Source organism: Paraburkholderia phymatum STM815, from assembly GCF_000020045.1.
Lineage (GTDB): Bacteria > Pseudomonadota > Gammaproteobacteria > Burkholderiales > Burkholderiaceae > Paraburkholderia > Paraburkholderia phymatum.
In genome coordinates, this window is the sequence record NC_010622.1 from 2,545,459 (window position 1) to 2,566,246 (window position 20,788).

General features: G+C 60.7%; 15 protein-coding genes and 1 pseudogene. 14 read left to right on the forward strand and 2 right to left on the reverse strand.

Annotation, left to right across the window (positions count from 1 at the left end; all coding sequences use genetic code 11):
* The 10 genes and pseudogenes from galE to BPHY_RS11595 all read left to right on the forward strand — a co-directional run bounded on the left by galE (position 1) and on the right by BPHY_RS11595 (position 11,320).
* Complete coding sequence (gene galE, locus BPHY_RS11550) at positions 1-1,023, forward strand: UDP-glucose 4-epimerase GalE (RefSeq protein WP_012401652.1); 1,023 nt, start codon at positions 1-3, stop codon at positions 1,021-1,023.
* A gap of 459 nt (positions 1,024-1,482) precedes the next feature.
* Positions 1,483-2,805, forward strand: coding sequence for an FAD-binding oxidoreductase (locus tag BPHY_RS11555; protein WP_012401653.1), 1,323 nt, complete (start codon positions 1,483-1,485; stop codon positions 2,803-2,805).
* Positions 2,802-3,542 carry an SDR family oxidoreductase gene (locus BPHY_RS11560; RefSeq protein WP_012401654.1) on the forward strand — a complete coding sequence of 247 codons (741 nt, stop codon included), beginning with the start codon at positions 2,802-2,804 and terminating at the stop codon, positions 3,540-3,542. Before BPHY_RS11555 ends, BPHY_RS11560 begins: the two co-directional genes overlap by 4 nt.
* Entirely contained in the window at positions 3,539-3,952 is a 414-nt protein-coding gene (locus BPHY_RS11565) for a GtrA family protein (protein WP_012401655.1), read from the forward strand. Before BPHY_RS11560 ends, BPHY_RS11565 begins: the two co-directional genes overlap by 4 nt.
* A gap of 232 nt (positions 3,953-4,184) precedes the next feature.
* Positions 4,185-5,606, forward strand: coding sequence for a UbiA family prenyltransferase (locus BPHY_RS11570; RefSeq protein WP_012401656.1), 1,422 nt, complete (start codon positions 4,185-4,187; stop codon positions 5,604-5,606).
* Between the two features lie 115 nt (positions 5,607-5,721).
* Positions 5,722-6,771 carry a hypothetical protein gene (locus BPHY_RS11575; RefSeq protein WP_012401657.1) on the forward strand — a complete coding sequence of 350 codons (1,050 nt, stop codon included), beginning with the start codon at positions 5,722-5,724 and terminating at the stop codon, positions 6,769-6,771.
* A 140-nt stretch (positions 6,772-6,911) separates the two neighbouring features.
* Positions 6,912-8,141, forward strand: coding sequence for a hypothetical protein (locus tag BPHY_RS11580; RefSeq protein WP_012401658.1), 1,230 nt, complete (start codon positions 6,912-6,914; stop codon positions 8,139-8,141).
* Between the two features lie 462 nt (positions 8,142-8,603).
* Positions 8,604-8,912, forward strand: a pseudogene (locus BPHY_RS41705) (hypothetical protein); the annotation flags it as partial.
* 535 nt (positions 8,913-9,447) lie between these two features.
* On the forward strand, positions 9,448-9,705 hold the full coding sequence (locus BPHY_RS11590; RefSeq protein ID WP_012401660.1) for a hypothetical protein: 258 nt from the start codon (positions 9,448-9,450) through the stop codon (positions 9,703-9,705).
* A 559-nt stretch (positions 9,706-10,264) separates the two neighbouring features.
* Positions 10,265-11,320 (forward strand): acyltransferase family protein, encoded by a 1,056-nt coding sequence (locus BPHY_RS11595; protein WP_012401662.1) that lies wholly within the window; start codon positions 10,265-10,267, stop codon positions 11,318-11,320.
* An 89-nt stretch (positions 11,321-11,409) separates the two neighbouring features.
* On the opposite strand, the gene BPHY_RS11600 is transcribed toward BPHY_RS11595, so the two are convergent.
* Positions 11,410-12,471, reverse strand: coding sequence for a hypothetical protein (locus BPHY_RS11600; RefSeq protein WP_012401663.1), 1,062 nt, complete (start codon positions 12,469-12,471; stop codon positions 11,410-11,412).
* A 572-nt stretch (positions 12,472-13,043) separates the two neighbouring features.
* Between BPHY_RS11600 and BPHY_RS11605 the strand changes: the two genes are divergently transcribed.
* The 4 genes from BPHY_RS11605 (at position 13,044) to BPHY_RS39400 (ending at position 18,019) form a co-directional block, all read left to right on the forward strand.
* A complete protein-coding gene (locus BPHY_RS11605) occupies positions 13,044-14,585 on the forward strand; it encodes a mannose-1-phosphate guanylyltransferase/mannose-6-phosphate isomerase (protein ID WP_012401664.1) in 1,542 nt (513 codons plus the stop codon).
* A 1,074-nt stretch (positions 14,586-15,659) separates the two neighbouring features.
* Entirely contained in the window at positions 15,660-16,664 is a 1,005-nt protein-coding gene (locus tag BPHY_RS11610; RefSeq protein ID WP_012401665.1) for a glycosyltransferase family 2 protein, read from the forward strand.
* 629 nt (positions 16,665-17,293) lie between these two features.
* Complete coding sequence (locus BPHY_RS43830) at positions 17,294-17,428, forward strand: hypothetical protein (RefSeq protein WP_279612529.1); 135 nt, start codon at positions 17,294-17,296, stop codon at positions 17,426-17,428.
* A gap of 318 nt (positions 17,429-17,746) precedes the next feature.
* The gene (locus BPHY_RS39400) at positions 17,747-18,019 is read left to right on the forward strand and encodes a hypothetical protein (RefSeq protein WP_083775853.1); all 273 of its coding nucleotides are present in this window, start codon (positions 17,747-17,749) and stop codon (positions 18,017-18,019) included.
* Positions 18,020-19,036: 1,017 nt separating this feature from the next.
* Here the strand turns inward: BPHY_RS39400 and BPHY_RS11625 are convergent.
* Positions 19,037-20,581 (reverse strand): methyl-accepting chemotaxis protein, encoded by a 1,545-nt coding sequence (locus BPHY_RS11625; RefSeq protein ID WP_041763570.1) that lies wholly within the window; start codon positions 20,579-20,581, stop codon positions 19,037-19,039.
* Between the last annotated feature and the right edge of the window lie 207 nt (positions 20,582-20,788).

Consider the following 20,788-nt stretch of genomic DNA (forward strand, 5'->3'; position numbering starts at 1 on the left):
ATGACCACGAAGGGCACGATTCTGGTAACGGGCGGTGCAGGCTTCATCGGTTCGCACACGTGCGTGGAACTGCTCAACAGCGATTACGACGTGGTCGTGATCGACAACCTCGTGAACAGCAAGCGCGAATCGATGGCGCGCGTCGAGCAGATCACGGGCAAGCAGGTGGCGTTCTACGAAGCCAACGTGCGCGACGAGACCGTGCTGAACACGATTTTCGACAGACATCCCATCACGGGTGCGATTCACTTCGCCGCGCTGAAGGCCGTGGGCGAATCGGTCGCGAAGCCGCTCGAGTATTACCGCAACAACATGGATGGCCTGCTCGCGCTGCTCGACGTGATGCGCGCACGCAATGTGAAGCAGTTCGTGTTCAGCTCCTCCGCGACCGTGTATGGCGTGCCGAAGAGCTCGCCCATCGACGAAACCTTCCCGCTCTCGGCCACCAACCCGTACGGCCAGAGCAAGTTGATCGCCGAGCAGATCCTGCGCGATCTCGAAATCTCCGATCCGTCGTGGCGCATCGCGACGCTGCGCTACTTCAACCCGGTGGGTGCGCACGAAAGCGGCCTGATCGGCGAAGATCCGGGCGGCGTGCCGAACAACCTGATGCCGTATGTCGCGCAGGTTGCTGTCGGCAAGCTCGAACGGCTGCGCGTGTTCGGCGGCGATTACGACACACCGGATGGCACGGGCGTGCGCGATTACATCCACGTCGTCGATCTGGCGCGCGGACATATCGCGGCGCTCGATGCCCTCGTCGAGCGCGACGCGAGCTTCGTCGTCAATCTCGGTACGGGCCAGGGCTACAGCGTGCTCGACGTCGTGAAGGCGTTCGAGAAAGCGTCGGGCAAGCCTGTGCCGTACGAGATCGTCGCGCGCCGCCCCGGCGATGTCGCGCAATGCTTCGCAAACCCCGCGAAGGCGCTCGAAGTGATCGGCTGGCAAGCGCAGTACGGCATCGAACGCATGTGTGCGGACCACTGGCGCTGGCAGGCGCAGAATCCGCGCGGCTTCGAATAAAACGTCGTTCCGGGGGATACTCGCCATCGCGCCCGTTTCCTCCGCCTGCCTCCGTTCCGTGCAGCCCGCGCCGATCCGGCGATTGCAGCGCGAGTGCCGTGCGCATGTTTTGTTTCACGCGTGCCAACATGGCACGGCAGAAGCAGGCAGTTCCTTCCTCTACGTTCCCAGGCGCGATCGCCGCGGCCGGGATACCAGCTTTTCCGATTGCTCCGTCCGGTCATCCGACGCCCAGCGCCGCGCGTGCACCGATTCTTGACAGGGCAGGCATTCGACGCCTTCGCGCGAATCCATGCTTTCTGGCTGGCGTACGCGCGGTAGCCATCGGCGCGCCGCTGCTGCTCATGCAGCACGTTGCGGCAACGGCATCCGCCCGTCGCTTCGAACTGTGGTGTGGCCCACTGTCGGCGGCCCGATCTTCTGCCAAATTGCGAGACATTCGAAATGGTCTCGTCATACATGAACGCCTCGAAGCTGCAGTCGTGGGGACGATACCCCTACGCTCACCAGTCGGGTGAACCGCTTGCCTGGCGTGATGCCATCCAGACGCGCCTCGCCGACGCCCACGCGCGTCGTGGTACGACGCTCGCGTTCGGCAACGGCCGCAGCTACGGTGACAGTTGCCTCGCGGATACCGGACAGGTGCTGCCCATGCGCGGCCTCGCGCGCTTCATGAGCGCGGACTGGACGAGCGGCGTCGTGCGCGCCGAAGCGGGCATGACGCTCGGTGAACTGCTCGACGTCGCCTTGCCGCGTGGCTGGATGCTGCCCGTCACACCCGGGACGCAGTTCGCTACGCTTGGCGGGGCCGTGGCCAACGACGTGCACGGCAAGAACCATCATGTGCGCGGCACCTTCGGACGCCACGTGCGCTGCTTTTCGCTGCTGCGCTCCGACCGTCCAGCCACCGAATGTTCACCGGATGAGGAAGCCGCGCTCTTTCGTGCGACGATCGGCGGGCTCGGCCTGACGGGTGTGATCGAATGGGTAGAACTCCAGCTCATGCCGGTACGCTCGGCCCATATTGCCGTCTCACGCATACGCTACGCCAACCTCGACGAATTCTTCGCGCTCGCGCAAGACCACGAGGCCATCCATGAGTACGGGGTCGCGTGGGTGGACTGCCTCGCGCGCGGCGGGGCGCTCGGGCGCGGCATCTACACTAGCGGCGATCACGCCGACGACGGTGACTTCTCTATCTCGACGAAGCGCGCCTGCAGTGTACCGTTCGTCCCGCCGTTCTCGCCCGTCAGCCGAACCACGGTGCGCGCATTCAACGCGCTCTATTACTGGCGTCAGAAGCCCGGCATCGAACTCGCGCGCATGACCCCGGCCAGTTTCTTCTATCCACTCGACAACATCCTCAACTGGAATCGCCTCTATGGGCGACGCGGGTTCCAGCAGCATCAATGCGTCGTGCCGACGGCGAGCGCGCGCGACGCGCTGCGGGCAATCCTGGATACCATCGCCACGCACGGCAGCGGCTCATTTCTCGCGGTGCTCAAGCGTTGTGGCTCCCTGCCCTCACCTGGCCTGCTCTCGTTTCCGATGGAAGGCGTCTCGCTCGCGCTCGACTTCCCGCAGAACGAACGGCGCAACACCGACCTCTTCGCCCGGCTCGATTCCATCGTGGCCGAATCCGGCGGTCGTCAGTATCCCGCGAAAGATGCACACATGAGCGGGGAGCACTTCCGCGCGGCTTACCCCGCGTGGCAGGAACTCGAGCGGCATCGCGATCCCGCGCTGATGTCGCGTTTCTGGAAACGGACGACTCAATCATGAAGAACATCCTTGTCATTGGCGGCTCGTCAGCCATCGCCGCCGCTTGCGCACGGCACTGGGCCGCAGACGGCGACCGCCTGTTCCTCGCTGGCCGTCATGCCGCGCGGCTGGAAACCATTGCTCAGGATTTGCGCGTGCGCGGCAGTCAGGACGTGCTTACGCACGTACTCGACCTGAATGACTACACGCAGCATGCCGCCATGCTCGATGCCTGCCGCACGTCCCTTGGTTCCGTCGATATCGTACTCATCGCACACGGCACCCTGGCTGACCAGGCGCTGTGCGAACGCAATGTGGACGCGGCTCTACATGAATTCTCGACCAACGCACTCTCCACGATTGCGCTACTTACGCGGCTCGCCAGCCTGCTCGAGGCGCAGCGTAGCGGCACCATCGCGGTGATATCGTCCGTCGCAGGCGACCGCGGGCGCGCCTCGAACTATGTCTACGGGGCGGCGAAGGCTGCCGTCACGACCTTCTGCGAGGGCCTGCGCGCACGGCTCTTCAAATCGGGCGTGCACGTGCTCACGATCAAGCCCGGCTTCGTCGATACGCCAATGACTGCAGGCCTTGCCCTGCCCAAGCCGCTTGTCGCAACGCCAGAACAGGTCAGTAAAGACATCGTGCGCGCCATCGCGCAGGGCAAGGACCTGGTCTATACCCCGTGGTTCTGGAGCGCGATCATGCTCGTTATCCGCGCCCTGCCGCGCTTCGTGTTCAAGCGGGTTTCGCTGTGAACACCATCGTCGCAAGCCGCACCGCTCTCGTGACGTGGTACGCGCTCTTCGCACTCGTCTCAATGGCGGCGAATCTCGGTAGTCAGAAGATCGCGTGGCAAATTTACAGCGGGTCATTTTCGATTCCCCTCGCGGTGTGCATCGGCACGGGCGTGGGGCTCGTTGTCAAGTACGTGCTCGACAAGAGCTGGATTTTCCGCTACGAACACCGCAGCGTTACCCACGGTGTCCACACCTTCTTGCGCTACGTCGCAATGGGGCTTGCTACCACCGCGCTCTTCTGGGCCACGGAATTTGCCGCTCAAGTGCTATTCCAGTCGGAGACAGCACGCCTTGCCGGGGGGGCGCTCGGCCTCACGCTCGGTTACATCGCAAAGTACCAGCTCGACAAGCGTTTCGTATTTGCCTGATCGGGCGGCGTACGAACCCGCATCGAAACTCCGTTCGTACTGTCGGGCGCGAGACGTCATAAACCGTCTGAACTCGATGCGCTGATTCCAGTGCAGACGATCCATTTGCTTTTCAAACCGGCTCGTACGCTGGCGTACATATCGACGCACAACCATGCCCTACGCTTTTCCCCTCAATCCGGCATAGCGCATGTGCTGCGATCCCTCCGAACAGGCGCAATAAGGTATCGATATGTCAGATCCCGCAATTCCGCTGTGTGTGGACCTGGACGGCACGCTCACACGCGCTGATTTCCTCTTCGAAAGTTTCTTCGTGCTGCTCAAGCAGCAGCCACTATCGATATTCCTCTGCCTGTTCTGGCTGCTGCGCGGCAAAGCCTATCTGAAGGAGCAGATCGCACTGCGTGTGACGCTCGATGTCGGCGTGCTGCCCTATAACGGCCAACTGGTCGATTATCTGCGCGAAGCGCGCTCGGCCGGGCGGCCGCTCTACCTGTGCACGGCGGCTAACCAGCGATTCGCAAGCCAGGTGGCGGCTCACTTCGGCATGTTCAGCGGCGTACTCGCAAGCAATGCGAGCCTCAATCTGCACGGCGAGCATAAGGCTGCAGCCCTCGTCGAGCAGTTCGGCGAACACGGCTTTGACTACTGCGGTGATGCGCGCGCAGACGTACCCGTGTGGCAGCGCGCACGCCGGGCAATCGTCGTTGGCAACCAGCACATCGCTAATATTGCGCGCAAGGTGAATAGCGAAATTGTGTTCTTCGAAGAGAAACGCCATCTGATTCCACTCATGCTCAAGGAAATGCGCGTGCATCAGTGGGTCAAGAACTGTTTGATCTTTGTGCCGCTTCTTCTCGGGCACCGCTTCGATGACTTGCAGGCGGTGCTCGCGGCCTGTATCGCGTTTGCATCGTTCAGCCTGTGCGCGTCATCCGTCTATCTGCTCAACGACATGCTCGACCTGGATGTCGATCGTCGCCATCCGCGCAAGCACAGCCGACCGTTCGCATCGGGCAAGCTGCCGCTCTCGCTGGGTATCGTGCTTACGATTGTGCTGCTCGGTGCTGGACTTGGGCTCGCTGCCCTGCTGCCCTGGCAGTTCGGCGCCGTGCTCATTGCGTACATGGCCGCCACAGTCGCCTATTCGTTCGTGCTCAAGCGGATCGCGCTAATCGATGTATTCACCCTGGCCGGCCTCTACACGGTGCGCGTGATCGCTGGCGGTGAATGCAACAACATCCCGCTGTCTTACTGGCTGATTCTTTTCAGCGTGCCCATCTTCCTGAGCCTCGCCATGCTCAAGCGCTATGTCGAACTCGAGGCCATGCTTCAGCAGGGCAAGACGGAGGCAGCAGGGCGTGGCTATCTTACGCAGGACATGTCGATCCTGCGCTCCTATGGCACGGCGGCCGGCTATCTCGCCGTACTCGTGCTCGCGCTTTACCTGAATTCGCCCGAGTTCAAGCTGCTCTACCATCATCCGAAGATGCTGTGGGCTGTGTTCGGACTTACGCTCTATTGGGTAAGCCGCATCTGGATGCTCGCGTTTCGCGGACAGATGAACGATGACCCAATCGTCTTCACGTTCAAGGACCGCGTGAGTTGCAGCGTCATCGGATTGTGCGGCGTCTTCATGTTACTGGCGATCTGATGAATGCGAAAGGGTGTCGAGGCACCCCTTCTTCATGAGAGCTAGCGCAGGAAGCGCGTCAAGAGAAATTCTTCTTGCCAATCAGCTTTGATCAATTTTACTCAGGCGTGGAAAGATGGATACGACGGCTCGAGCAAGAATCGCAATAACTCCGCTTGGCATCGTGGCACTGATTTTGTTTGTCGCGCTTTGCACGTGGGTCGAGTATGTGTTCTGGGCGAGGGAGCATGCCTCGAACATGGATGAACTGCTCGGAGCCTCGGACGGAGTATTGAGCGGAATGCCTCACTGGCGCGCCTTCCAGAACCGCCTTCTGACTCCCTATCTGATGGATCTCTTCAGGAACGTCTCGCAGAATCCGTACAACGAATTTGCGAAAGTATTCCTGACGCTGGAAAATTTCGTTTTGTGCATTTGCGCCTACGCACTGACCCGAAGAGTCAGCCTCACTATAGTAGCGCTGGTCGCATCGTCGGCGCTGTGGGTGTATTGCATGCACTATTTTAGCTATCCGTGGGACTTCACCGAATCGATGATGCTCACCTTGCTTTTTCTGCTTGCGATCAGAAGCGAAGGCATTTTTCCATTCGTCATTCTGTTTATCCTTTTTGTACTGAGCCGGGAATCCTGCACGTTCATTGGACTATTCCTGATCTTGAGGGGCGTCTCGCCAATCGCATTCGGTCGGCGGATGGAGGTTCGCTCACTGACGTGGGGCGGCATTCTGATTGTCGTGGGGGTTGCGATCACCGAAGTACTGAGAAAAACACTCTTCAAGGCTTCGATGCTGCCAGGCGTGGGCGCGGATACGTTGCATGAGAAATTTGAAAATCACTTCCATTACCTTCACAACGGAAAAGTGTTCCTCGTGGGAAGTAAGGGATATGACATCTCGCTCATATACGCGATGCTCATGCTGGTTTTTCTCGCATGCGCATACGTGGGATATCGCGAAAAGGCAAGAAACCTTCTCGCTATCGGTATCACCATGACGCTGTACACGCTGAGCATTTTCATATTTGGCGTTCTCGATGAGGTGCGGCTATACCAGCCCATGACGGGGATCCTCTCTTTGACCGTTCTTTATCTGCTATTCGAAACCGGGTCTGGCCAGAAATGGCGCGCCACGAACCTACCGTTCTTGACGCGACGCGGATGGAGTTGAATGTGAGCGCGACACGAACCCCGCGCACCTGACCGGAAGATGTATTCAGCCCGCCTTGCCTTCGGCGGATGCGTCGACCGGCGCAATAACGTTCTTTAGCAGGAAAGCAGCGTTTAGCCAGTGAAAGGACGGACCGCTCCATGAAAAGCATAGGCAGGCATTGGGTCCTGGCGTTTTGCCGATTCTCTATCGTGCTCGTGACGCTGCTCATTTGCACGGGGAACATCACGAATAGCGTGCTGCTGAAGTGGGGCTTCCACGAAGATAGAAACAGTGCGAACTACCACATCACGTTGCCCGAGATGATGGACGGTACCGCGAGGAAACCTTTCGTCTACAGAGCGTCTTTCCCGATGAGTGTGAAATGGGCTGTAAGCCGGCTCCCACCCGACCTCCAGGCGAAGCTCTATACGCAGGTCACGCAGCATGACTCCATCCGCAGCCAGTACTTCAGCCGCCTGCCCGCCCGGTACTGGACACCCGTTGTCTCGATTACCTATTACATCACCTACTTCACGGTACTGGCGGCCACTATCTCTGCGCTTTGGTTGATATACCTCCTGGCACGCATGCACGTGCTGACTTTTGGACAGGCGCTCACGTTTGTGGTGGCATTCAGTCTCTTTTATCCGTTGACGTTTCAAGAAAGCGCTTTCTACTACGATTTCCTCGAATTGTCGGGCGTTTTCGCTGCATGCTTCTTCCTGATGCGGCGACACATGCTCGCGTGCACAATCTGTATTGCCGTGTTTTCGTTCAATAAGGAAACCTTCTTTCTGGCCCCGCTCGCGCTTTTTTTTCTGCACGAACGCGACGTATCGCTTCGCGCACGCGCTAGTTGGCTCGCTGCACAGCTTGCGTGCTGCCTCGTAACTCGCCATTTGATCACAAGCGGTTATGACACCAACATTGGCGGCACCGTTGAATTTCATCTGGTCGAGAACGTGCGTTTCTGGATTGATCCCAAAACGTACCTCAGCTTCTGGAATCTTATCAGCAGGAGCGTACCCACCCCAAGCATCCAGAATCCGTTGGTCATCGTTCCGCTGGTCATCTTTCTTCGCGCTGCCTGGCGCTTTGCGGACAGGCGATACCGGCACTATCTTCACGCCGCACTGTGGCCGTTGGTGGTGCTTTTTATCCCTTTCGGCTATCGCGATGAAGTACGTGCGTTCTCCCTGGCGTTTCCCGCGCTGACGCTCATCGCGCTGCATGGCGCGAGCCGCTTCACGCAGATTTTTTCTTCGGCCACCGAGCCGTCCAGGGTCGCGAGCAAATTGCCGTTGGTCGGCACCACGCTTCCACAGACCCAGCGGGCGGCCTCACTGGTCCTTGCGCCCCGACGCAGAGAAATCCAGCGTGACGTTTGATTCGATAACCAGACATGTTGGCTCGACTGTAAAGCGCAACCGCATACGCTCGTACTGCCGTGTGCAACGACCTCACAGGGCGTATTACCGCAGTCGAAATGAAGACTTCGGTCGCCCGATCGAGCGCCAATGTATCTGGCTGCGCCTGTCGTTGACCACCGCGGCACCGTACTCGAGGCGAATTCGCTTTGGCGCTTTCGGGCGGCACCTCACCCGACCTTTTCTCCCTTCTCGCGCGCCATGGGAATCTGATCGACACGGTGCCGTCAAAGCGTCGTGCTGTCCCGGAAGCGGTCCGGATACAACTTATAATTGCGCTTTTCAGCAACGCCTTACTGGCGCCACTCCAACGCCTAGACGCCCCGCGCTCATACAGTCGCCGCATCGGTCGGGCACGCCAATTTCAGGACTACATGCACCTCCCGTGCCCGCCGCGTGCGTCCGGACATCATGCGGATGCCGGTGCTTAAGCGTTTCGCGAATCCCGACGTCACACGCGCTGTCGCAAACCTTGTCTGGCTTGGGCTCGAGCGCCTGACGCAGATCGACGTAGCGATTGTGACCAGCGGCGTGCTGGCGCGTTATTTCGGCCCCGACCTCTTCGGCAAATGGCAATACGTCAATACGCTTTTGCTCAATGTCGACCGTAGCTAGCGCAGACGCGGATCGGCATCGCCGGAGGCGTCACGGCCCGCCGTCGATGAAATGCTTGCCAGCCTCCCCGTGACGATGCTGTTCCGCGAACCGTTCGTCGGTGTAATTAACGCGTGGCCGTAAAGTGCGGACCCACTGGCGCTGGCAGGCGCAGAATCCGCGCGGCTTCGAATAACGCGCCAGGATGAATGTGCGGGATGCTCGTCATTGCGACGGCATCCCAGCCCCAGGCAGGGCTCACTGCGACCGGTTGGCGGAATGTTTCGCGATCACGTCCACGGCCGTCTTGACTCCGCCTTCCCGGACGCGTGCCACTCAATACCGGGCCCGTCAGGCAATCAGCGGAAAAGCGCACGACATAGCACACTGCCATGCGGCGATAACCGGTATGACAAAAACGGTATCCGCCGCCGCACCGCCTTGGTGACTGGCAAAGCCAACCTGACCATCACCTCGAACGGGTAGCGTACCTCCGCGATGCCGCTGCCTGCCGCCTCGCCTCCGTCTTTCCTCAAGTTTTTCCTGTGGCGGCCGAGAAGCCGGCTATGACCGACATTTACATCCCATGCATTTTTCGCGGGTATCGTAAAATGTGCGGATTCGATCGCCCCCGGGCATTCGACACGGTAAAACTTGCCTGACAGCGCCGAAAATGAACACGCGTAACTTCTTTAACGACGATCTCGCCCGGAGCTTCGGGTATGGGATGGCCGTCTACATTGCAGCACAGACCACCGCTCTCCAACGCGGCATCGATGCCACCAACGTGCAACGCATGGCCGCAGGCCGCCGTTTGCTTGAAGACGCAACCCTTGAAGAGGTGATTTCGGCGCTGCGTAGCAACGGCATGTTGCCCGCCGAACCGGATGCGGGTGGCGCCGATCTGTCAGACGCAGACGCGATCGGTTAAGTCATCCACCGGTGATACGCACGCGCCGCTATCGACGTGCATGGCGCACCGATCCCGTCGAGCCAGCGCTGCGCGCTTCCCAGCGAATCTTCGTGTTCCCATCGCCGGCTCGCCCGGTTGTTGTCGCCGGCCGTTCGCGCTATCTGCCATTTCCCTGCGCCGCGGTATTGCCAGACGCTTTCAATCCGCTGTCGAGGTTCGTCCAATCTCACTGGTTGCGTAAGCAGCTATCTGTCCGTGTCGGGCGAATTTGCCACTCGGGCGTCCGTACGGCACCGAACGGTAGTGTCTCCGCGCAAATACTACCATCCGCCAATGGGCCGTCGCGCGCTGCCATTCGTGTGCTGTTTGCCGCTTCACCGCCCGGAACCAGGCGCTGATTCGACTTCGATACGCTCCACGTTCGTATCTTTGAGTACCTCGATCGCACGACAGATCCGTCCCCGGTGACCGAGCCAAGCGGAAGCAGCGATGCACGACTTCGTAAGCAGACCGCTAGAGACACGATACACGCCTCGGGCAGAGCGCCAGGTGTGACTGACTGATCAATGGGTGAGCGATGCGCCGGCTAAATTCAATACGGATCCTACGCGCGGTGACAGCGACGACTGTCGTCGTGCACCACGTCCTGATACAGGACGGTCAGGTGTTCGGACAGTTTCGCGTCGACGTATTCTTCGTACTGAGTGGCTTCGTGATTGCACTCGCGCTCGAAGCGAGCACGGTCAGCGTACGCGACTTCGTCGTCAGCCGCGTCGTGCGGATCGTGCCGCTCTATTGGCTCGCGACGCTGCTGGTGTTCTTCAGCGCCCTGCTTCGGCCCGATCTTTTCAATTCGACGACCGCCAACGTCCCTGGACTACTAAAGTCGCTCCTTTTCATTCCATACAGGAAAGAAAGCGGCCACGTGTTCCCGATGCTGTTCGTCGGCTGGACGCTGAACTACGAGATGCTGTTCTACGCGGCATCGGCGCTTGCGCTGTGGTGGTTCCGTCGGCATCTCTCGTTCGTACTCGCGGCGATCACGCTACTACTGGCCGGGCTCTTCGTGGCCGCGAATCTCGCGCATTCAGACCACGCGGCCGTCGAGGTCCTTGCTTACGACCGGATGCTCGAATTTCCGTTAGGGTTCGCCGTATGGTATGCGTGGAAGAAAGGCGTGCGCGTTCCCGTCGCGCTCGCGGCGCCGGGCGCCGTCGGCATGTACCTGCTGATGACCTGGATCGAACGGGCATGGCCGGACGTCTCGCAACTGGTGGGAAATGGCCTGCCGACCTGCCTGCTGCTGCTAAGCACGTTGAGTCTCGAAAGCCTTGTGACGGACAATGCGCTCACGCGCGGCTTGCTGTATCTCGGCGATGCGAGCTATGCGATCTATCTCAGCCACCCGTTCGTCGTCGAGGGAATGCGCAAGCTCCTTCCCAAAGTCGCACATGGTTTCGACCTTCGCTCGCCAGCGGGCGTGACCCTTGCGATCGTGATGGCCTCCGTGTTGGGGTGCGCCGTTTATCGCTACATTGACAAGCCGTTGCAGCGCGCGCTGCGCCGTGTGATCAACGTCAAGCGTGTCGTCAATGTGCCTGCGGGTAATGAAGCGCCTTATCGTGTGAGGTAAGCGGAACAGATACGGTGCGAGTCGATGGCTGCCCGGCTCCACGCCGCCGGTCAGATCAACAGCATTGCCGAATGCCGCGAAACGGTTAGTCAGGCAGTGTCAGGGTGCCCCGCGATGAAACTCGTGAAGGCATCGTATGGTTGCTTCAACAGGCTGCCGTCAATCATCAGGCCGAAGGTCTCGTCTCCGCTATCGAGCTCGTAGTACATCACCGACTGGATGTTCTTCGACTTTCTGGCCGCGAAATAACTGGCAAGCCGCGTACTGATATAAGTCGCCCGATAGTCCTGCGTCTTTTCGGGGCCCGTGTTCCACTCGGTGAGCAGGAACGGCACACCATAGTGCGCCTGGCAGTAGGCAGGCAGATCGAACCTTGGGCCAGCCCCGTCGGAGCCGATGTTGAGGATGTCGCCATAGACTTCGAAGTTGTGCCATGTCGTCATGTCCCAACGTACGGTCGGATGACCGCTCGAACCATCGGGCTGCATGCCGTTCCACAGTGCGTCCGATGCGCCGATATCGGCAACCGTGAAATTGACGCCGCACTTCGCCGCGGGTTGCGCGGACTTCACACCATCGATCATTCCGCGAATGATGCCGCGCATCACAGGCCAGTTCGTGTTGTTGAAGTCCGCGGCCTTCGTGCCTGCGTTGGCAGGGTCGAGAATGATGTCGCCTGCGCGTGTCAGTTCATTGCCGCACTCGTACATCGTCACACCATACGGGGCGAGCGCGGCAGCGACGGTTGCCGCACATGAACGTCCGCGGTTGTACGCCACCGTTTCGTTCGCGAACATTACGCGGTTGCTGTCATAGATGCTCAGATCAATGAGCACGAAGAGCGTCAGCCCTGCCGCCTGGAATGCCTGCGCGAGTTTTATGACGGCGTTCAGCTGCGTCGGGTCGTCCGTGCAGCCCAGCCGATACGTCGAGCAGCCGATGCGTTTGATGATCGTGACGATCTGGGCAGGCGTGTATCGATAGTCGTAGTGTCCGTTGATACCGTAAAACGTGCCCGAACTTGCGGCCGTGACGACGTGCGCATCGTTGTTACCCGCGCCAGCGTCTGAACCGCCGCCCCCGCATCCGCCGAGAACATAGGTGCCGCTGAGCGCCGTCAGGCAACCGAGAAACTGACGTCTTTTGAGCATGTGATTTCTCCACTGCCGCATTGCTGGCAACAGATTGTGGAGACGGGCGGGAGCACATTCGCAGGATCAGCACCCGGGGCGTCCGTTGGCCGCGCAGGCTTGCGTCATTGACGCGTCGTCGGCAGGTATCCGCCTGTGACGGACGGACAGTATCCATAGCGGGCCGTTGACGTTGTCACGGAAACGCTCCGGAGAAATCAACCCGCTCAGAATAGGCCTGACAGACAGCGACCAGTATTGGACCTTGGTCCAATAAGGGCACCATCCGGGCGATTAGCACTGTGCGAAAAAGATCCGACATGCCTAAGGCGGCCCGGTTTTGCAGACCCAGACATCTGGAAGCGGTGTGTGTCGGCGCGGCACGCGATGTGCGGAGGCAAAAGAGGAGAGGCAAAAGAGGCGTCGCATCGGCCGCCCGACCAGGCAATGTAGAACCGCACCAGCGCGACCATTCGCGCCTGCCTTCCCGGCTCTTTGTGCCCGGACGCACAGAAATTCTGCGTAACGATTGGTCCAATTGCCAGACGTAACGGCGCCAGGTCATGCCCCCGACCGGCGTCTTCGGAGGAAAAATGAACGTCATTGCAGAAGCAGTCTCGCCGGATGCGCTCACGCACGACACGCAGCTTGCCTGCGTCGTTCAACCTGTCGTCCTGGCTGGCGGCTCGGGCACGCGCCTGTGGCCACTGTCGCGCGAGCAGTGCCCGAAACAACTGATCGGGCTGACAAGCGAGGAATCGCTGCTCGAAGCGACGCTGCGCAGAACCTTGGGACTGAGCGCGCCGACACGGGAGCGGCCCGCGCCGCATGCCATCAGAACGCAGCCGACGCTCGTCGTCTGCAGCGAGGAGTTGCGCCTGCCCACGAAAGAACGGCTCGACCGCTGCACGAGCGATTCCCGCGTCGTGCTGGAGCCGGCGCCGCGCAATACCGCCCCCGCCCTGACGGTGGCTGCGCTGGCCGCACGGGCGGCTGCGCCGGAGGGCGAAGATCCCGTACTCGTCGTGATGCCCGCCGATCATCTGATCGCCGATTCGCAGGCCTTCGTGGCCACCCTGCAGCACGCCATCCAGCATGCGCTGCACGATGCGATCGTCACGCTGGGCGTGCCACCCGAGCGTCCCGAAACAGGCTACGGCTACATCAAGACGGGCGCACCCGCCGACGGCCGCGGGGCGCGGACCATCGAGCGCTTCGTCGAAAAACCCGCACAGCAAACGGCCGAACAGTATGTCGCATCGGGTGAGTACTGGTGGAACAGCGGCATTTTCGTGATGCGCGCATCCGTCTGGCTCGCGGCCATCGAAGCATGCCGGCACGATATCGCTGCCGCGTGCCAGGCGTCGTACGAACAGGCAAAGCTCGACGGCGACGGCACGCTGCACATCGACCATGCCGCGTTTGCCGACTGCCCCAGCGATTCAATCGACTACGCGGTGATGGAGCGTATCGGCGACAACCCGACGCTCACGGGCGTCATCGTGCCGCTCACGGCCGGCTGGTCCGACGTGGGCGCATGGGACGCCGTGTGGGACGTGAGCGCAAAGGACGATGCAGGCAATGTCGCGCGCGGGCGCGTGCTGCTCGAGGGGTCGAAGGACACCTATGCACATTCGGAAGGACGGCTCGTCGCGTGCGTCGGCGTGACGGGTGTGGTGGTGGTCGAGACAGCCGATGCCGTGCTCGTCGCCGCGAAGGACCGCGTACAGGACGTCAAGGCGATCGTGAACCGGCTGAACGCCGCGAAAGACACGGAAGCGAAGGTACATCGGAAGGTGGAGCGGCCGTGGGGCTGCTATGACTCCATCGATCGCGGCGAGCGCTTTCAGGTGAAGCGGATCGTCGTGAAACCGGGCGGCCAGCTATCGCTTCAGATGCATCATCATCGCGCGGAACACTGGATCGTCGTGCGCGGCACCGCGCGCGTCACGCGCGGCGACGAAACGTTCCTGATCACCGAGAACCAGTCGACGTATATTCCGCTGGGCACGCTGCACCGGCTGGAGAATCCGGGTAAGACGCCGCTCGAGATCATCGAGGTCCAATCGGGTGGTTATCTCGGCGAGGATGATATCGTGCGCTTCGACGACCGGTACGGGCGCACGGGAAGCTAGCGCCAGGCGGTGCCAGTCCGGCCGGATGCGGCGATCGAAGTCGCCTATATGGTGCTTCGAGCGCCGCACTGGCCAGAGCGCGGATTAGATCGACAGACACCACGCCGTCAGGCGAAAGCGTTACGCTCAGGCCGGCATCAAGCAAGTCGCAAAACGTGTTGTGAGGAATCCCGACTCATTGCTTCTCTTCAGGCACCTGTGTGCTGGTCCAACAAACACGCCGGACCGCCACGACCGCAACCCCGCATCGCGTCATCCTGTACGTATGCGAATGGTCAGCGTTTTACCAGCTGCCACGTGACCCCACACCTTCCAATTACTGCGGTCGTCCGTGGCCAGGAAATCGGACTTCGGGGCGTCTGCTGCGACACGTACCTTCTCGCCGCGCTATCCCCGTGAATCGATCACCAGGCATCGAGCAATTGTCACCGGTGGTTATCGGCAGAATGATCATTGATTCCCGCGCGCGCGTGTCTTCCTCCGTTCCCGAGCGACGCCCCCTCAGCATCGATACGGCCACACGACCTCAACGCCCGTGCCCGCCTAGCGTGATGCGGCGATGGCAGACAGCCATGTGGTGCTGCGAACGCACATAGTCCAGATCGCCGCCTGGGTCGACGGAAAATCGAGGCGCGCAATCCGTTATTGCCAGACCACACATTCCCGAAAGAACACTGACTATCCGGATGCAAAAAAGCGTCCGGCGGCGTAATCGCGGAAGGAGACGACTCTGCTCCGCGTGAGCCCGTGCCGTTCGTCTTTGCGAGTAGTTATCTTCCTGTAACCGGGTAAACAGTTCGGGACATAACCGCACGAGATTGAGCCAGAAGTACGACCGGTCCGGGCCGCATCGTGTAGCGTAGGTAACGAGCGGCGACAACAGTTGTGATTGTTCAGATCTGCTGGTCGTCGGAAGGAAAGCACATTATTACAAGCATCGTTCGCGCTGACATTGCAGCGCGTGCCGAAAAACAGCCGTGTGGCGCACGCCCCCGGCTGCAGGAGACTCGTTACCGCATTTCACGTGTGGTGCGGCTTTATGTGGACGTTTCCTTCCTTTAAGGCACGAGAGCGATGAATCAGGTAACCGTCGTCATATGCAACTATAACTACGCACGCTTCCTCGGTGCGGCGATAGATTCAGCGCTGGCGCAGGACTACCCACACGTTCGCGTGCTGGTCATCGACGACGGATCCACCGATGGCTCACGCCGCGTCATCGAGAGCTACGGCTCGCGCATCGCGGCCGTCTTCAAGAGTAACGGAGGCCAGGGGTCTGCGTACAACTGCGCCATCTCCCTGCTGGAGTCCGGCTACGCTGTGATGCTCGATGCCGACGATGTTCTGTACCCAACAGCGGTATCGCGAGCCGTGGAAGTCATGGATCGAGGCTACGCGAAGGCACAGTTTCGCCTTGATGTAATGGACGGCGCGGGACGGCACACAGGCACGCACGTGCCGCACTCCGATCCCCCTGAAACATGTGGCGATCTGCTTGCCCAAGGCTGGCTCTACCCCTCTCCGCCGGCATCCGGCCACGTGTACCAGGTCAGCGCACTGAAGCGCATATTCCCGGTGCCTGACACGAAGTTCAACCGGTACGGCGCAGACTTCTACGCGATCTACGGCGTAGCGCTACAGGGCCGGGTCGCAAGCATCCCCTGTTCGCTGGGTGGCTACCGTATCCACCAGAACAGCGCGAGCGATGCGAGCTTCGCCAATTCAGAGGACTACGGGGAGGTCTCGCAAGCGTTCGATGAGCGCTGGTCCATGCTCCGACAGATTGCGGCAAAGCGGATTGGCGTGGTGCTGCCGTCTACATGTCACGATTTCGCCATCGAAAAAGCGAGGTTCTGTTCGTGCGTCTACCATGCCCCGCTCGCGAGCCGCTGGCACTGGCTTTTGAAAGAGTCCGGGAATTATTTGCACACGGTCATTGCAAATCCCTTCTGGGGTCTGCGCAAGAAAATGGGCACCCTGGTCCTTTCAAGTCTTTGCCTGCTGCCCTTTCCGTCCGTCTCTGATTTCGCCGTGCGTTACATAGTGAATCCCGCCTCGCGCAGGCGACGCGCGGCGTGATGTGTCAACGCCTGCGTACGCCCGGCTCGCAGGCCGACCTCGCCGCGTTCAATGGCCGCCTTTGCCGGGCGGCGTTCAGTAGCGCGAAATTGCATTTCTTAACGCTTCGCAGGCGGGACCGACCCCAATAACGACAGATATTCTTGCGCCTGGCGAGGGGCCCTCGTCACATCGGTGCGCCGATGAGGATTGGAGTGCATCGCGCAACGACGACGACTACGTCCACGAGAGTACAGACATCTGACCGATCGGCACGTCATATGTCCCAAACTTAGGGGCTAATGGCCATCATCGCCGGGTAAGCCCGCGTGCGATATCCGTCCATACGATGTTAGGATTCTGTCCTTTGCGCTTTTCCGGTCTCACGTCACGAGCGGCACCACCACGCATGGTCCACAATCGGCTTCCGAAGGATGTTTTTTCCTGCTTCAGGCCGACGGCCCAGATGCTGACGTCAACGCCTGTCACCTGCACAAATTATGAAGTCTCACATCATTGGGAGATACCGCGGCTTCATTATTGAAGCACGCACACAGCAACGGATTTCGCGATCATCTGACGCCTTGACCGCCACGTGCCATGTCACATGGCACGTGCGCGGATTAAGGCCGGTTAAAGGTGTGATGGGCATGTTCGCCGACCCTGCTGCGTACCCCACGGAAAGCATCGCGATCTCATCTGCGGATCGCAGCGCCCGTGCCTTCATCGACGCCATGCTCGACCGTGACCGCGATGATCGGCCATCCGCCGTGCCCCCGACCTAACACTGGGCGCGCATCGCGCCCCGATGGACTTAGGAGCCGCGGGGCCCGTGGCACAGTGCCTTGTCGTCTGTCCAGTCCGGCTCCAGTGCGGCTCAGCCCATGATCTGCCGTTGTCGGAGTCGCGCCGCAAATGCGCGGCAAATGTCTGCCGTCGCGCACGCGTCGGTCGGTGGATGTTGCTCAGCAACGGCTGAAACCGTCATGCCGGCAGTGAGCATGGATACACGCCGTCGATCCGCAGAGCACTGCACCCTACAGACATCAGTAATGCGCGTATAGTGGTTCATACGCTATCGGTAGCGGAGACAGGGGGCGAAGATGGAAATGCAATCCTGCGCGCCCTATCGTGGCTTCAGCATTGACCTGACGGTCACTTCCACCAACGTCGTCTCCATCGACGGGAAACAGTCCCGGTATTCCGTTTCGTGGTCTGTCTGTTCCTGCGCCGCCCACTCGGCATCGATTGCGAGCCTTCCTGCGGACATCGACTTCATGTCGCCCGACGAGGCCTTCTCGTATGGCGAGACACGCGCCCACGTCTTCATCGATGCCTGCCTGGACCCGGGGGTTTACACAGGGCCTGCGCGATGACACGTATTACTTTGACCGTTGGCACTGGAAGCACTTCTTTCGACGCGTCGATATGCCCCGGACTCTGAGTCGACTGCTCAGATCCACGCTGCCGCTGCGTGCAGCAATCGTTTTCGGTCACAAACAATCGGATCCGTGCTGACACCATTTGAAAGTTGCTTGCAGGTCGCGATGCACAGCCGATCTCATAAGCGCTCTGATTCACAGCGTAAGACGAAGAGACGGTGCGACGGACTCCTTGCACATAACCGGGAAAAGGCTACGCAGACAAAGGACCTGCTTCGCCGCAGCGCTGCATTGCGCTCGCGCGTTAAACAGTTTCCCCGCGGCACGCCTGCCACTTTTCGCGCAGGAATCAATTCTCTGGTCGTTGTTCAAAGCATTGCAGTGCTCGACCGCCCCATCGATGCACTAGCGAGATTCGATGCCGCCATTCTCAACGGCACACGGGATCTGACTGAATCCGACAACGGCATTCGCTCAGATGATAGACGCTATCGTCAACACGGAAAGTGCGAACTACGACGAGCTCGTTGGACGAGTGTTCGAGCACCTGTAGTTTCCTCGCTGGCGCGACGTGTCCTACGTTAGCACCGCTGGATCATTGCTGTAACTCAACGAAGCCTGTTTATCGCCGCCACACAAGTTCGTCAGTCACTGTCGACTGGAAGTCGTCAAGCCGTTAAAGCCATTACCATTAAATGCCTGCGTTAAAAGGCCTGCTCGACTTCAAATCGTATCTGGGCGCCTCTGATGTGAGCCGCTGGCCATCGCGATGTCAGTCCATGCCTGATGCTAGCTACTCGCAGCGAAGGCCTTGAAGGAGTGACGCTCGACGCGTTCGACTTTACTGGCCTGGTGCTGTCTCCGTCCCGGCGCACAAGAACGTTCGCGCGGACATCGCCGAGTTAACTACCAGCGTGCTTCACCTCTGTGTTTGTCTCGCCTGTCACCCACAACGCCTAATGGGCAGGCTCTGTGGCATCGCCACGGATAGCAGGCGTATGCAGTGCGGCGCTACAGTCGGAAGACCGCCACTGCCTCGCGCAGCACGACTGCCTGCGCTTCGAGCGCCTTCGCAGCCGCTGCAGCCTGCTCGACAAGCGCCGCGTTCTGCTGCGTCACTTCATCGATCTGGCCGATCGCCTTGTTGATTTGTTCGATGCCATCACTCTGCTCATGTGCCGCGCCTTCAATCTCGTTCATGATGCCTGTCACGCGTTGCACGGAGTGCATCGCCTCTTCCATCGTCTTGCGCGCATCGGCAACGAGCGTCGCACCCTGCGCGACCTGCGCCGTCGAATCGCCGATCAGCTCGCGAATCTCCTTGGCCGCCGCACCGGAGCGCTGCGCGAGCGCGCGCACTTCGGAAGCCACGACGGCAAACCCCCGCCCCTGCTCGCCCGCGCGCGCCGCCTCGACGGCCGCGTTCAGCGCAAGGATGTTGGTCTGAAACGCAATGCCTTCGATGATGCCGATGATCTCGCCCACTTTGCGCGACGACGTTGTGATGCCGTCCATCGTTTCCGTCACGCGCGTGACCACGTCGCTGCCGCGCACGACCGTGTCGAGCGCGCCTTGCGCGAGCTGGCTCGCGAGCTTCGCATTGTCTGTGTTCTGCTTGACGGTCGCCGACAGCTCGTCCATGCTCGCCGCCGTTTCCTGCAGCGCGGCGGCCTGCTGCTCGGTGCGGCTCGACAGGTCCGCGTTGCCGGCGGCGATCTCGTTCGCGCCGAGCGTGATCGACTGCGTGCTGCCGCGCACTTTCGACACGGTGTCGACGAGCCCGTCGCGCATCTGCGACAGCGCCTGCAGCAGCTGGCCCATCTCGTTGCGCGAACGCACGTTGACGGCCGTCGTCAGATCGCCGTCGGCCATGCTGCGGAAATGGCGGATCGTCTGGTTCACCGGCTTCACCACGGCTGACGACAACCCCGCACGCGCGATCGCGCCGACCACCAGGGCGGCCACGCCGATCGCGATGAACAGACCCGTCGAAATCACGAAGCGCTGTTTCAGCTTTTCGGCCTCGTGCTGGCGGTTGGCAGCCTGCGCGCGCTGGAGCGCGGCGATCGCCTTCGCGTAGACGGCGTAGAAGCGGTCGGCCGTTTCCCCCTGGATCGTACGGAAGGTGTTGAAGTCGTTGTCGACGAGCGCCTTGTGCTCGGGCTCGATTGCCTGATTGACGAGCGCCGTGCGCGCCTCGGCGACAGTCTGCGCGAGCTTACGCTCTTCGTCGCTGCCGAATGGTGCGGCCATGTACATGCGGAAATCCTCGTTCGACGAGTCGAGCACCTTGTGCGCGGCGGCGAGCAGTCCGTCCGTGTCTTTGCCGACGCTAAAGAGCGTCTCGTAGCTGCCGAGCGACAGTCGCACTTGCAAGAGCTTCTCCGAACTCGATGTGAGCGCGCTCATCGCCGCCGACGACTGCTGCACGTCCTGCAGGCCGTCGTTGGTGACTTTCAGCGCGCCCCAGCCGACGCCGATCACGATCAGAAGAAATGCCGCGAAGATGCCGATGACGAGCGTCAGTCCTTGCCGGATAGTGATGTTGTTGAGCATGAGTGTCCGTGACATGCAGTCGGCTGGCCGGGATGGCAGCCCCATCGATGGCTATCGGCAACGCGTCGCGGCGTCCGAATAGGGGGAATCCATGACATAGCATGTGGGACGGCGCGGCGTTTTCGAGGAAACATGCCTTCCCGTCAACCCGCCTGGGCGCGCTGCGTTTCATTTGTATAATCCACCGTTTGCTTTCCGGCCCCCACT

What these genes read in the sequence shown, in the direction of transcription:
- galE (WP_012401652.1), top strand. Translation starts at nt 1, where the DNA reads ATGACCACGAAGGGCACGATTCTGGTAACGGGCGGTGCAGGCTTCATC.
- BPHY_RS11555 (WP_012401653.1), top strand. Translation starts at nt 1,483, where the DNA reads ATGAACGCCTCGAAGCTGCAGTCGTGGGGACGATACCCCTACGCTCAC.
- BPHY_RS11560 (WP_012401654.1), top strand. Translation starts at nt 2,802, where the DNA reads ATGAAGAACATCCTTGTCATTGGCGGCTCGTCAGCCATCGCCGCCGCT.
- BPHY_RS11570 (WP_012401656.1), top strand. Translation starts at nt 4,185, where the DNA reads ATGTCAGATCCCGCAATTCCGCTGTGTGTGGACCTGGACGGCACGCTC.
- BPHY_RS11575 (WP_012401657.1), top strand. Translation starts at nt 5,722, where the DNA reads ATGGATACGACGGCTCGAGCAAGAATCGCAATAACTCCGCTTGGCATC.
- BPHY_RS11580 (WP_012401658.1), top strand. Translation starts at nt 6,912, where the DNA reads ATGAAAAGCATAGGCAGGCATTGGGTCCTGGCGTTTTGCCGATTCTCT.
- BPHY_RS11590 (WP_012401660.1), top strand. Translation starts at nt 9,448, where the DNA reads ATGAACACGCGTAACTTCTTTAACGACGATCTCGCCCGGAGCTTCGGG.
- BPHY_RS11595 (WP_012401662.1), top strand. Translation starts at nt 10,265, where the DNA reads ATGCGCCGGCTAAATTCAATACGGATCCTACGCGCGGTGACAGCGACG.
- BPHY_RS11600 (WP_012401663.1), bottom strand. Translation starts at nt 12,471, where the DNA reads ATGCTCAAAAGACGTCAGTTTCTCGGTTGCCTGACGGCGCTCAGCGGC.
- BPHY_RS11605 (WP_012401664.1), top strand. Translation starts at nt 13,044, where the DNA reads ATGAACGTCATTGCAGAAGCAGTCTCGCCGGATGCGCTCACGCACGAC.
- BPHY_RS11610 (WP_012401665.1), top strand. Translation starts at nt 15,660, where the DNA reads ATGAATCAGGTAACCGTCGTCATATGCAACTATAACTACGCACGCTTC.
- BPHY_RS43830 (WP_279612529.1), top strand. Translation starts at nt 17,294, where the DNA reads ATGTTCGCCGACCCTGCTGCGTACCCCACGGAAAGCATCGCGATCTCA.
- BPHY_RS39400 (WP_083775853.1), top strand. Translation starts at nt 17,747, where the DNA reads ATGGAAATGCAATCCTGCGCGCCCTATCGTGGCTTCAGCATTGACCTG.
- BPHY_RS11625 (WP_041763570.1), bottom strand. Translation starts at nt 20,581, where the DNA reads ATGCTCAACAACATCACTATCCGGCAAGGACTGACGCTCGTCATCGGC.